This is a genomic window from Spirulina sp. 06S082 (genome assembly GCF_034932145.1).
Taxonomy (GTDB): domain Bacteria; phylum Cyanobacteriota; class Cyanobacteriia; order Cyanobacteriales; family Spirulinaceae; genus CCY15215.
In genome coordinates this window covers 1-12,946 of the sequence record NZ_JAYGHV010000004.1, presented here as the reverse complement: position 1 = coordinate 12,946, position 12,946 = coordinate 1, and the positions used below count along the sequence as shown (strand labels likewise).

The 12,946-nt window shown below is 42.0% G+C and carries 14 protein-coding genes; 11 read left to right on the top strand and 3 right to left on the bottom strand.

From position 1 onward, the window contains the following. Nucleotides 1-51: 51 nt before the first annotated feature. Nucleotides 52-1,716 (bottom strand): DUF3685 domain-containing protein, encoded by a 1,665-nt coding sequence (locus VB714_RS00870; protein ID WP_323220218.1) that lies wholly within the window; start codon nt 1,714-1,716, stop codon nt 52-54. 184 nt (nt 1,717-1,900) lie between these two features. Here VB714_RS00870 and ald point away from each other — a divergent pair, with 184 nt between their 5' ends. Both ald and VB714_RS00860 read left to right on the top strand, forming a co-directional pair. Continuing rightward, entirely contained in the window at nt 1,901-2,983 is a 1,083-nt protein-coding gene (gene ald, locus VB714_RS00865) for an alanine dehydrogenase (protein ID WP_323220216.1), read from the top strand. Between the two features lie 38 nt (nt 2,984-3,021). After that, nucleotides 3,022-3,486 (top strand): peptidase C15, encoded by a 465-nt coding sequence (locus tag VB714_RS00860; protein ID WP_323220215.1) that lies wholly within the window; start codon nt 3,022-3,024, stop codon nt 3,484-3,486. A gap of 78 nt (nt 3,487-3,564) precedes the next feature. On the opposite strand, the gene VB714_RS00855 is transcribed toward VB714_RS00860, so the two are convergent. Both VB714_RS00855 and VB714_RS00850 read right to left on the bottom strand, forming a co-directional pair. After that, nucleotides 3,565-4,434: a Bpu10I family restriction endonuclease gene (locus VB714_RS00855; RefSeq protein WP_323220214.1), complete on the bottom strand. Its 870-nt coding sequence runs from the start codon at nt 4,432-4,434 to the stop codon at nt 3,565-3,567. 13 nt (nt 4,435-4,447) lie between these two features. Continuing rightward, the gene (locus VB714_RS00850) at nt 4,448-5,623 is read right to left on the bottom strand and encodes a DNA cytosine methyltransferase (protein WP_323220212.1); all 1,176 of its coding nucleotides are present in this window, start codon (nt 5,621-5,623) and stop codon (nt 4,448-4,450) included. Nucleotides 5,624-5,910: 287 nt separating this feature from the next. Here VB714_RS00850 and VB714_RS00845 point away from each other — a divergent pair, with 287 nt between their 5' ends. The 9 genes from VB714_RS00845 to VB714_RS00805 all read left to right on the top strand — a co-directional run. Then, nucleotides 5,911-7,644 carry a phage tail sheath family protein gene (locus tag VB714_RS00845; RefSeq protein ID WP_323220210.1) on the top strand — a complete coding sequence of 578 codons (1,734 nt, stop codon included), beginning with the start codon at nt 5,911-5,913 and terminating at the stop codon, nt 7,642-7,644. A gap of 110 nt (nt 7,645-7,754) precedes the next feature. Then, complete coding sequence (locus tag VB714_RS00840; protein ID WP_323220208.1) at nt 7,755-8,228, top strand: phage tail protein; 474 nt, start codon at nt 7,755-7,757, stop codon at nt 8,226-8,228. A gap of 115 nt (nt 8,229-8,343) precedes the next feature. After that, nucleotides 8,344-8,817, top strand: coding sequence for a phage tail protein (locus VB714_RS00835; RefSeq protein ID WP_323220206.1), 474 nt, complete (start codon nt 8,344-8,346; stop codon nt 8,815-8,817). A gap of 66 nt (nt 8,818-8,883) precedes the next feature. Then, nucleotides 8,884-9,369 carry a phage tail protein gene (locus VB714_RS00830; RefSeq protein ID WP_323220204.1) on the top strand — a complete coding sequence of 162 codons (486 nt, stop codon included), beginning with the start codon at nt 8,884-8,886 and terminating at the stop codon, nt 9,367-9,369. 59 nt (nt 9,370-9,428) lie between these two features. After that, entirely contained in the window at nt 9,429-9,899 is a 471-nt protein-coding gene (locus VB714_RS00825; protein WP_323220203.1) for a phage tail protein, read from the top strand. 121 nt (nt 9,900-10,020) lie between these two features. Beyond that, complete coding sequence (locus VB714_RS00820) at nt 10,021-10,611, top strand: phage tail protein (RefSeq protein WP_323220201.1); 591 nt, start codon at nt 10,021-10,023, stop codon at nt 10,609-10,611. Nucleotides 10,612-10,681: 70 nt separating this feature from the next. Then, nucleotides 10,682-11,029, top strand: coding sequence for a phage tail assembly protein (locus VB714_RS00815; RefSeq protein WP_323220199.1), 348 nt, complete (start codon nt 10,682-10,684; stop codon nt 11,027-11,029). A gap of 141 nt (nt 11,030-11,170) precedes the next feature. Continuing rightward, nucleotides 11,171-12,607 (top strand): 9,9'-di-cis-zeta-carotene desaturase, encoded by a 1,437-nt coding sequence (gene zds / locus VB714_RS00810; RefSeq protein WP_416309572.1) that lies wholly within the window; start codon nt 11,171-11,173, stop codon nt 12,605-12,607. Nucleotides 12,608-12,665: 58 nt separating this feature from the next. Beyond that, on the top strand, nt 12,666-12,946 hold a 281-nt coding region (locus VB714_RS00805; RefSeq protein ID WP_323220194.1), incomplete at its 3' end, for an SRPBCC family protein.

Sequence of the window (12,946 nt, the reverse complement as noted above, 5' to 3'; positions counted from 1 at the left end):
TTGACAGTTGATAGTTGAGAGCGAGAAGGTATATAGGGAGTATAGTTGATTTTACTTCTTTCTGTAACGAGTTTCTTGGACGACATTCCCCAAACCTTGCACAATTCCTTGACCAATTAAACCGATCGCCTTGCCAATAACCTGGGTTAAAACATAGACGACACCACGACCTAGAAAGGCAATAATGGCTCGAACCCTTGGGGCAAGGGCATCTCGAGTTTCTAATGCTAAGGTAACAAAAAAAGGAATCCCTCGCAAGGTTTCTAAATCTGGCAAACGGGATGCTGAAATGGACTTCGTTTGAATTATACTTCCCTTCAGGACAAACAAGCGATAGCGACTCTCAAAAATTGCTTTGGGTTCCAGAAAATAGCGATCTTGACGAAACTGCCAAGAGAGTTCATTTCGCAAGCGGGCAATTTCTCGCGAGGAGATAAATTTGCGATCGTAGAGATTATATTTGATGGTTTCATCTTCAGGAAATTGATTGAGTAGAAATTGTATTGTTCTTTTGGCAATTTGAATGGTAAAATTGTCCAACAAATCTTCTATTCTTGCTTTTGCTTCTGGAGAATTGTGGCGATAAGTAACATTATCGATAGCAATAGAACTATCATAAAGTAAGTAACTTAAAAGTTCTAGGACGCAAGGAATTTTCTGAATTTGATTGTTGGCGATCGCCAGAGAGTTTTGCTGGATTAATTCGACAATAGAAATACTGGCTTTTTCTTGAGCATAGTATTTAGAGAAAAATTCAAGGGTTGTTTTTTGCCAAACTTCCCCAACAAAGATATCTATTCTTGATTCTAATTCTACACGAGTGACTTTTAACCCTTGTAGGTCTTCTAAAACTGCTTGTAATTGTCGAACTGTTAAATAGAGTAATTCTTGCCGTTTATTCTGTTTTAAAATATCTAATTCTAAGGTTAATGGTGTTTGATTTCTCACCCCTAATTGAATTTTGCTCAAAAGGTTTTCCAAGGGAGAAGGAATCGCAACTAATTCGCTAGAGGAAGAAGGGATAGGAAGAGAAGTTTGGGGAGACTCTTTCTCTGAGGAAGAAATGAGAATAACTTCCACAGGAAGTAAACGATCTATCAGCGATCGCGCCACTTTTAATTCTCGTTGACGACCTTGCCAATATAACCAATCAAAGCTAGGTAAATCTTGGTTTTCTAACTGCTTCTCGATTTTCAGCAAACTATCTTTAATTTGCGACAACCCCGATCGCCGTAAATTCAATAACCATTGGGGGGGAGAATTAGGAACAGATAATTGTAAATCGAGACCTTGTTGGGTAATTGCAGTTTGTTCCGGCCAAGGGGTATTCCCTGCTATAATTTGCTGAAGAACTGAGGCTAATTCTTCAATATTTGTGCCTTTGGGGCAATATCCTTCAATCCCTAAAGTCCGAATTGATTTTAAGAGACGAGTTTCCCTGATTGCCGTCAACAAAAGGACGGGAAGATCGGGATAATTTTTCTTCAGTTGCTGGAAAAAATGTAAGGAATTGGTAACTTTGGATACAGAGGGAATATCCGCGATCGCAATTAAATTTTCTCTTTCCTTTAATGTGGCCAATGTGGCCAAAGCACTTGCAGTATTGACGCGATCGCAGATTTGGAAATCCTTCAATGTTACCAAAGCAGTTGCTAGACCCAAGGAAAAGATGGGATCGTCGTCAATGAGCAGAATTTGAAAGTTGCGATCGCTCATCCTAATGAACAATTATGAATTATCAGTTATTCATTATCAGTGATTCATCCTCAATTCGGCAATTTTTTTTGGGAGTAATTTGAAGATATGGGGGCGATCGCGGGCATAATGTAAAGTAAAGTAAAGTAACTTCCCCGTTATGGGTGCATCATCTTAACAAGAAACGCGAATCTGGAGAAAAATTATGGATATTGGTATTCCCAAAGAAATTAAAGACCAAGAGTTTCGCGTCGGTTTGAGTCCGAGTAGCGTCCGGGTATTATGCGGACAAGATCATCGTGTTTTCGTGGAAACCCAAGCAGGACAGGGATCGGGGTTTAGCGATGAAGACTATAAAAAAGCAGGAGGGGCGATCGTCGCAACGGCTGCGGAAGCATGGGAGCGGAAAATGGTGGTTAAAGTGAAAGAACCTCTCCCCTCAGAATATAAATTCTTACAAAAAGACCAGATTTTATTTACTTATCTCCATTTAGCCGCCGATCGCCAACTCACAGAAGCCTTAATGAAATCGGGGGTTATCGCTATTGCCTATGAAACCGTAGAACTCGCCAATGGTCAATTGCCCCTCCTTGCCCCCATGAGCGTCATTGCCGGGCGGTTGGCGACACAATTTGGCTCCCGCTACCTCGAGAAGCAACAAGGGGGGCGAGGAGTCCTTTTAGGGGGCATTCCGGGAGTGCGATCGGGTCGCGTCACGATTCTCGGGGGTGGAGTTGTGGGGACCGAAGCAGCACGGGTGGCCGTCGGTTTGGGGGCGCAAGTGAGCATTATCGATATTAATGTAGAACGTTTGAATTATTTAGAGAGTCTATTTGGGTCGCGAGTCGAGTTACTCTATAGCAGTCCCGCACATATTGAAGAAGCCGTCAAGGATACCGATTTGCTCATCGGTGCCGTATTGATCTTAGGAAAACGCCCACCCACATTGGTTTCTCGCAGTTTAGTCGCTCAGATGCGATCGGGGTCGGTTATCGTCGATGTAGCAGTAGATCAGGGCGGTTGTATCGAAACTTTGCGCCCAACTTCTCACACTAATCCCACTTATATAGAAGAAGGAGTGGTTCATGTGGGTATTCCTAATATGCCCGGTGCGGTGCCTTGGACGGCAACCCAGGCTCTGAATAATAGTACGCTACCCTATGCCGTCAAATTGGCAAATTATGGGTTAGAAGCGGTGACAATGGACTCTGCGTTAGCTTTGGGGGTTAATATTAAACATAACCAGATCGTTCATCCCGCAGTGCAAGAAGTGTTTCCCGATTTGTAAATATGAAAAAGATTCTTTTAACTTCATTTCAAACCTGGATGTCTCATCAACATTCTAATTCTTCTGACGATCTCCTCGCGGGAATTCAAGAGGAAAATTTTACTGATTTGGAGTTAATCTTTCTGCGACAATTACCCGTTGATACTCAAAAAGCAAGTCAAAAAGCGATCGCACTACTACAAGAGGTAAAATGCGATCGCATTATTTGTTGTGGGATGGCGGAATCACGCAGTATACTTACAGTAGAGTCCAATGCTCGCAAGGGAAAAGAGTTTTTAAAAACCGCGATCGATCTGCCTAATTTAGTCTCTCAACTCAAAACCACAGAAATAAGTCACGATGCAGGACAATTTGTTTGCGAAGGGTTATATTTTGAAATTCTCAATTATCTGCAATCTTCGCACTCTTCTTGTCAGTGCTTATTCGTTCATGTTCCTATTTTAACTAAAACCAATGAGAGAGAGATTTTTGCTGATTTTAAAAATATTTTATCGCTGATTTAATCCTAAAACTAACCATTCTAGATTCAGGCGATCGCTAAAATTTATAGAAAGCAGCAAAATCCTATTTCAGGATACTTGTTAAATTAAATATCCTCTACTAAGTCCATGAGTGATACCACCTTCCCAATCTTTCGTTAAAAATTCTCTCACCGTCTCAAATAAGTGTAAAACAACATCATCATAAATAGGGTTTTTTCTATACTCTTCCTTATAGCGAAACTCTCGATCTGTATTCTTCTGCTTTCTTAGAACGTAAATTTGATCGACTTTATATTTTTTAAGATTTACAGATTCAGTAAGTTTTAGCCATTCAGCTACAACAAAATACATTGCATTGGGTTGTTTTTGTTTTAACTGATCGGCAGCAGTAGAAACATCTTGTAACATCGTTTTGTCTAAATATGTTTTGCATTCAATTGCCACAGCAGGTATATCCCAACTATAAACGTCTGCTTCTTCTGCTCCTTGACATTTCATAGATGCTAAAATACTACAGCCAATTGAAAAATCATGATCTTTTATTTCAATTAATGCGTGTGGCGATTTAACCATTTCTTCATAGTTTGGCGCTCTAAAAAATATGTCTTTGAATGAGTGTGATTTTCCTATCAACGCATTTTCTGAAATACTAGCAACCAAATCACGAAATAGATAATACATAAACTCTTCCAATACAGTAGAGTGTAAATTTGATCGAGAATCAAATTTCTCAGCGTAATGTTGTTGATCAAGAAAGTCCTTGTAGTTGTTTAATAATTCAACTCTTTTGGAGATTATTGACTCATCTTTGTCAATATATTCTTTAGTTGGACCGATTAGCTTCTCATTATCTATTTTCCACTGGTTATATCTTTGACGTATCTCGATCAAATATTTTCTAGCCTCCTCATCTCTATATTTTGTTCGATGATTTTCTTTTTGTTCAAGATTGTTTCCATGTACCAACATTTACCAATTACCTTTATTGTATTTGTTTGAGTAAGTTTCGAGCTATTGCTTCAGCTAATAATGGTGGCACTGCATTTCCTATTTGGTTGTATTGACATAAATATTTTTCATCAAATCGACCCTCCCTTTCCAATAATTTATGACTAACAACTGTTGGTTTGCCTTTGAACATATATGTATCAGGAAATGTTTGAATTCTTGCACCTTCCCTAGCAGTAAAATTTCTATGACGATATGGATGAACAAAATTAGCATAGAAGGACGCAGGTATTGTATGACATGGCTTATCAGGGTGCATCCTGCGATTATTTTGGTCGTAAACTTTTTCTGATAGAATACCATTAGAATTTCTTTTATAGGGTTTTAAATGTTCAAGTACATCGGCACTTGATTGCCCCCATTCCATAGATTTAAATCTTTCAACTGTTCTTTTTGCGTGCTTCATTGCTAAATGATTGTATACTTTATCGCTTTTATTTCTAATTTTTTTCTGAAACTCATTGAGAGGCTCTGATGTATAATCCATGACTTCAGCACCTTCTCTTGCTTCTATATTAGGCAAGTCTGATATAGCTTCCCATAAGGTTGGTGTTTTTTTCAGAATGAAACTAAATAGATCGTCTAATGTAGGTGAATGCGTTGGCTTTGGAAAAGGATGATGTAGCTCCTTTTTTGATGCAATAACAAAAAGTCTTTTCCTGATTTGTGGTACACCGTAATTAACAGCTTCTAAGATACTGTGATAAACAAAATATCCATACTTAGACAACTCAGATTTAATAATATCTATTAATAGCTTTTTCTCAGATGTTCTAGCTTTGATCAAATTAGGCACATTTTCCATAATCATAATTTTTGGATTGAGGATTTTTCCAAATCTGACAAACTCTTCAAAAAGGCTATTTCGAGGATCTTTAGGATCGCCATTATGCTTACTACAGATTGAAAAACCTTGACATGGTGGACTCCCCAAAATTATATCCGGTTTGCTTGTACGAAAAGTTTTTAAGATTGTATCATCATCAATTTCTTCAACATTCGATTTTATAACTCTTGTGTCTGGATGATTAAAGGCAAATGTTTCAGCAGCCCATGTATCTACTTCAATTGCCCCAATAATTTCGCAGCCACCATTTTTAAAGCCTAAGCTGAACCCCCCAGCACCTGCAAATATGTCAAGAACTTTCATTGATTTTCTAGATAGCCTCGTTAAAATACTTCATTAATATATCAATATCGACACTGTTGCGACCGAGGAAATTTTAGACTAGACCCGCGATCGCCAATTACCGCAGCCGTACCAATAGCCGATTTTGCCCAGACAGTAGATTAAGAAATGCGATCGCGCTCCAAACTGAATTTAGACTTAAGTCTAATAACCTCGAAGCCCGTCTCAGGATAAGCTAGAGCGCAGACGGTCTAGACCTTATATTATCTAACTCAGCATTCAAACATCCTAATGGAGGACAGCCGCTTATGGCCTTAGATTATTTTGCTCCAGGTGTCTACGTCGAAGAAGTAGACCGAGGGAGTCGCCCAATTGAGGGCATTAGCTTAAGTATTGCTGGGTTTATCGGCTTCACCGAAGACGTGCGCGGTGATGCCGAACTGTTCAAACCCATCATGATTACCAACTTTGAACAGTATCTCGAATATTTCGGCAAACCCAACTCCGATGGATTTACCGAATATAAAAAAGTCGCCGAAGACGGCAGCGAACAAACTTATTATCCTTACCTCCCCTTTGCCGTTCAAGGCTGGTTTGTTAACGGTGGCGGACGCTGTTGGGTCACTAGCATCGGCACCAAACTTCCTGGAGCCGAACCCCCACCAGCAGAGGAAGTCGCGACAAAACTGCTCACCGCAGGGGGCAAACCTTCTTTGAGTGCGAATATTAAACCTTCCGAAAGTGATGATGCGCCCGCACTTCCCCCAGGAGATTCGGGACGAATACTCGTAGTTATTTCCGAAAGTACCCCCAAAGCACCGGAAGACGACTCCGAGCCTGCCATTGATGACGGACAATACTTTAATCTGAAAGTTGTTCTCGGCGAAGAGGTTCTCGAGGAATACGATAACCTGTCCATGAACCCCGAAGTCGAAACAGCCGTAGCCGATTACGCCGTTACAGCCGTAGCAGAATCAGAATATTTGACCTTTGCCGATATTTCCGTAAGCGGACAAGCACTCTCGCGACGACCCGGTAATGGTGTTTACGAAATCGCCCCCCCTCCTTACATCTCTCCCGTTGACAACGCTACGCGCGATATTGCTGGCAGTCGCAACGAACGCAAAGGGATGCAAGGCTTATTTGAAGTCGATGAAGTCGCGATGGTTGCCTTCCCCGACCTGATGCTCCTTTATCAAACCGGAATTCTTGACCTCGACCAAGTACACGGGGTTATGGAAATGATGGTCAGTATGTGCGAGAACTCCTTCCCAGGACCTCCCTATCGCATGGCCGTCCTTGATCCACCACCAGTTAAACCAGGAAAAGGTAACGATCCTGTTCTCCCCGAAAACCAGAAGCCCCAAGATATTGACGCTTGGCTGACAGCTTTCAACCGCCGCTCTATGTTTGGCGCACTGTACTATCCTTGGATTAAAGTCGCCAACCCCGCCAACGCAGGCCGCCCCATTTTCGTCCCTCCCTGCGGTCACATGATGGGGGTTTGGTGTCGCACCGACCAAAGCCGAGGTATCTTCAAAGCCCCTGCAAACGAAACCCCTAGAGGCGTTTTAGGCTTGGCTTACGAAACCAATATGCGCGAGCAAGAACTGCTCAACCCCAAAGGGATTAACTGCATTCGTAACTTCGCCAGTTACAATCGTGGTTATTTGATTTGGGGTGCGCGTACCTTAGTCGATCCCACCGATATTCAATGGCGTTATATCTCTGTTCGTCGCTTGATGAGCTACATTGAGAAATCCATCGAAATCGGTACCCAGTGGGTCGTCTTTGAACCCAACGATCGCGATCTCTGGGCGCGAGTTACACGCACGGTTAATAACTTCCTGGAAGGATTATGGCGTGCGGGAGCCCTGCAAGGCGGTTCTCCTGGAGAATCATTCTATGTTAAGTGCGACGGCGAACTCAACACCAATGAAACTATGATGATGGGTCGTCTTTACGTTGAAGTGGGCGTATGTCCTGTACGTCCGGCGGAATTTGTCATCTTCCGCATCAGTCAGTGGGCACCTGGGGGCTAGGTTGATAGTTGATAGTTGATAGTTGGAAAGAGGGAGGATGATTAACAATAAGTTTCTTTCTTTTCTCTTTCCACACTTTTTGTCCATTACTTATTACTCTTTAAAAGACAATGACCGAAGTAGTTCCAATTCCTACCAGCCGATTCTACGTTGCTTTTGATAATTTAAGTGAAAAGATGGTCGCCAGTGTTGGCGAAATGTCCTTTGAGGGCAAAACCGCAGGCCACGAAAAACCGATCGCCTCTGGTAAAGAAGGAAAAACCCTGTGGCAAAGTACCTCCACGGGATTTGCTGATAACCCTGATTTCTCCATCGAAGTCTACTTGGTTGAAGGCGATATGGACTGGTACAACTGGTTTAAATCCATAGTTCCCAAAAGTGAAGGAGGCGATGGCGTTGGACTGAAAGGCCGCCAAGGTGGTACTTTAACCGCTTTCAATGCCAGCGATGAAGTTGTTCTAGAATGGACGATTACTAATGCTTGGCCGAAGAGTTATAGCTTATCCGACCTTTCTGCCGATGGCAGCGACTTAGCAAAAGAAACTTTTGAACTCGTTTGCGAAGATATCAAAAGAACAACTTAAACGCTATTTATAGAGGGAGGAATTTCCTCTATAATCCCCCCGCACATGAAACTTGTTTCGTGTTGGCGATCGCATTTTTCTACTTTTTTTTCTACTTTTAACAAGGAGCAAAACAATGGCAGCCGGAGAAATTCTCGCGTGTTCCAAGTTTTACATTAGCATCGACGGACTCGACGATCTAATTATTAAGAGCATTAGCGGCATTAGCGCCACCATTGAGTTAGCAGGATCCGATGCTTCTTATGGTGTCACCAAGGGCGGAAAAAGTGCCGTACAATCAACGGTAACGGGTGTTAGTAATTCCAACCTAACCATTACTTTTGTCGGCACTGCTGAAGATAAGCGCGTTTACGATTGGTACTATTCCTCTCACTCTACTGAATATGTGGGGGGAGGAAGTGAGAATAAAGGAGAACGCAAAACAGGAACTATTTCTCTCTACAACCAAGGTGGAGAGGAAGCCGCTACTTGGGTTCTTACAGGAGTTTTTCCCGTGAGCTACAAAGGTTCTTCACTGTCAGCAGAAGATGCGGCTCTTTATGAAGAAACCTTGGATTTTGCTTACGAAAACTTGTCTCGCACAGCATAATGGGTTATGGATTATTGGCTATTTCTTAAAATTCAAAAGTAGCCAATAACTCATTTGGAGGAAAATATGGCAGAACTAAAACCTATTCCCACCAGTCGATTCTATATTGAATTTGATGGACTAACGGAAAAAATGGTCGCAAGCGTGGGAGAAATTACGTTTGAGGGAGAAATATCGGGACAAGATAAACCTTTCTCTGCCTCAAAGTATACGATGAATTACTGGCAATCAACAGCAGGCCGTCAAAATAACCCCAATATCTCAATTGAGGTGTATTTGGTTAAAGGAGATATGGATTGGTATACATGGTATAAAAGGTGTATGCCAAGCAGTGAAGGCGGTTCTGGCTATTGGGGACTGTATCGCAAAAGCGGCTCATTAACGGCTTATAACAGTTCTGACAAAGCAGTTTTACAATGGAATATTAAGAATGCTTGGCCGCAAAGTTATTCTGTCTCCGATCTTGCCGCAGATGGTAATGAGTTCGTTAAAGAAACTTATGACATTGTGTGTGAAGATATCGAAAGAGTCAATCCTGCTTCTTTCTTTTAATCTCTACTATTTTCAGAGAATTTTTACTTGAAAAAATTTTTCATGCGAGGCAAGATACAATGGGAGAAGTTTTAGCCAATTCTCGATTTTATGTCGATATTGATGGCATTTATTCGGATTTATATATTAAAAGCGTAAGCGGTCTTGGTTCTTCTTTAGAAGCAACGGATGACAGTAATGCTCATGGAGCAAGTAAATATGCGATGAGTTTCATGCAGGCTACAGTTACGGGTGTTAATACAAGCAATATCACGATCGCCTTTGTCGGATCGGCAGAGGATAGCAGTCTTTACAATTGGTACAAAAATTCGCATTCGTCTAAGTTTATTGGAGGAGCAACATTATTGGGTGGAACAAGGAAAACTGCAAGTATTATCGTCTACGATCAAGGAGGAGGTGAAGGTGCGCGTTGGGATTTGAATGGGCTTTTTCCGGTTAGTGACAAATGCTCTCAATTTTCCGTTGATAGTGCCAGTCTTTATGAAGAAACGCTAGAATTTTCTTATGAGACAATGAAACGAATTTCGTAAAATCATAAATATAGCGCTATGCGCTAGGCAACAGGCAAACAGGCAAACAGGCAAACAGGCAACAGGCAACAGGCAACAGGCAACAATAAACAACAAACAACAAATAACAAATCATACAATTATGACACTCAGTAATTCTCAAGAAGGCTCTTTATTAACAGGACTATACGCTTTACCGGAAGTCCTAACTAGCAATCGTTTTTACGTCGATCTTCTCGTGGATGCTTCTGGACTTGTGGATGCTTTTTTCACGGAATGCTCGGGATTTAAACGCAGTTATGATGTTGTTGAAATTGCTGAAGTTACCGCGCAAAAATGGGGGGCGAATGGAACGAATTATGGTCGAGTTGTGAGAACCAAAATTCCTGGAAATACTAAGAGTGAGAATATTACGCTCAAGCGAGGTTTAACATTAACGACAACATTATGGGATTGGTTTAAGACCATAGAGGAAGGACAATGGAGCGAACAATATCGCGATGGTGATATTGTCATTTATAATCAATGGGGAACTGAAATGGCTCGGTATAGCTTCACGGGTGCTTGGCCGATTAGTTATACTATTGGCTCTTTAAATGCGAATACTAATGATTTTGTGATTGAGGAACTTGAATTAGCGGTTGATGAATTTTATCGCACTGAACTATCGAGTGAATACTCCGCAGAAGCAAGCGATCTGACCTATAAATCAGCTCAATTTTTTAGTTTGTAAAGGTAATCTCAATCTAATCTCAAGAAAGGCGATCGCGCAGTATTTTAATTCATCCCAATTATCTTAATTAATGATACAAACCGAGTTTGAATTTTCTCTTCCTAAAGGATACATAGATACAGAAGGTAATCTTCATCGCACGGGGGTCATGCGTTTGGCAAGGGCGATCGATGAAATTGTCCCCATGCGCGATCCTCGGGTGAAAACTAATCCCGCGTATGCAACAGCAATTATTTTATCTCGCGTGATTACCCGTCTCGGTGCTTTAGATAATATTTCCCCTGCAACTATTGAAGGTCTTTTTGTGGCAGATTTGAATTATTTACAAAAGTTTTATCGGAAAATCAACGAATTGGAAGAGGAGGAAGAGGAAGAAGAACCACAAAAATTAGCAGAAAATCAAGAGAATGAAGACTAATTGTCTCTCTTGGTTTTAGAGAAAAAAGATACGATCGCCTTGTTTAACAAAGTGGTTTTTTTCTGGAATTGCGATCGCCATCGCCACAATTTGCCTCGATCCATTAAAATATGTAAAGGAAAAATTAACAGGATAAAGGGAATGCGGGTTGCGATCGTTGGCGCAGGACTAGCAGGAATGGCAACCGCGATCGATCTAGTCGATGCGGGTTGCGAGGTGGAAATCTTTGAATCTCGCCCTTTTGTAGGGGGAAAAGTGGGCAGTTGGGTCGATCCCGAGGGCAATCACCTGGAAATGGGGCTGCACGTATTTTTCGGCTGCTACTACAATCTATTTGAACTAATGCGGAAAGTGGGGGCGATCGATAACCTACTCCTCAAAGACCACGTACACACCTTTATTAACGAAGGTGGACGCATTGGGGAACTGGATTTTCGCTTCTTTACCGGTGCCCCTTTCCACGGTTTAAAAGCCTTTTTTACCACCTCCCAACTCAGCGCGATCGATAAAATTGCCAACTCCTTCGCCCTAGGAACAAGCCCCATTGTACGCGGTTTAATTGACTTTGAGGGGGCAATGAAAGCAATTCGCAATCTCGACTCGATTAGTTTTGCCGATTGGTTTCGCAAACATGGGGGCAATAATAGCAGTTTAAAACGGATGTGGAACCCCATCGCCTATGCGTTAGGATTCATCGATACAGAAAATATTTCCGCCCGATGTATGCTAACTATTTTCCAATTCTTCGCCGCCAAAACCGAGGCCTCGGTTTTGCGAATGTTAGCCGGTTCCCCCCAAGAATACTTACACCAACCCATTCTCGACTATTTAGAAGCACGTCACACTAAAATTTACACCCGTCGTCGCGTCCGAGAAATTCACTATAGCGAAGGAGATGCGCCCCAAGTCACGGGCATTACTGTCGCCAATGGGGACGCAGAAGAAACCATTACCGCAGATGCCTACGTTGCTGCTTGTGATGTCCCCGGAATTCAACGCCTCTTGCCTCAATCTTGGCGAAAATGGTCGGAATTTGACAATATTTATAAATTAGAAGCGGTTCCCGTGGCAACAGTTCAACTGCGTTTTGATGGTTGGGTAACGGAAATGAAGAATGCTGAAAAACGCCGACAACTCAAAGAAGCGACTGGCCTCGATAACCTTCTTTATACTGCCGATGCTGACTTTTCTTGTTTTGCCGATCTTGCCCTGACCAGTCCGAGGGATTATTACAAAGAGGGGCAGGGTTCTTTAATGCAGTTAGTTCTCACTCCAGGAGACCCTTTTATTAAGAAGAATAACGAAGAAATTGCCAATCATGTCCTCGCTCAAGTGCGAAAACTGTTCCCCTCAGCACGAGAATTAAATATGACTTGGTATAGTGTGGTTAAATTAGCACAATCTCTCTATCGAGAAGCGCCGGGGATGGATGCTTACCGACCTAATCAAAAGACCGCGATCGCCAATTTCTTTTTAGCGGGAAGTTACACTCAGCAAGATTATATCGATAGTATGGAGGGAGCCACCATTTCTGGACGCAAAGCCGCTAAAGCAATCTTAGAAACTATTAAACAATGAGGCAACAGGCAAAAGGCAACAGGCAACAGGTAAAAACCAATAATTAATAATCAAATCAATGACAGATTGGCTCGAACATAGCGTACAAATTGAAGTGGATGCCCCTATCGATCTAGTGTGGGGCTTGTGGTCGGATTTAGAACAGATGCCTCGTTGGATGAAATGGATCGACTCAGTAACAATTCAAAAAGACAATCCCGAGCTTTCCCGGTGGAAATTAGCAACAACTGGTTTAGAATTTACGTGGTTGTCTCGTATTCTTAAACTTGTTCCCAATCAGATTATCCAATGGGAATCTGTTGATGGATTGCCCAATCGTGGGGCGATACGCTTCTACGA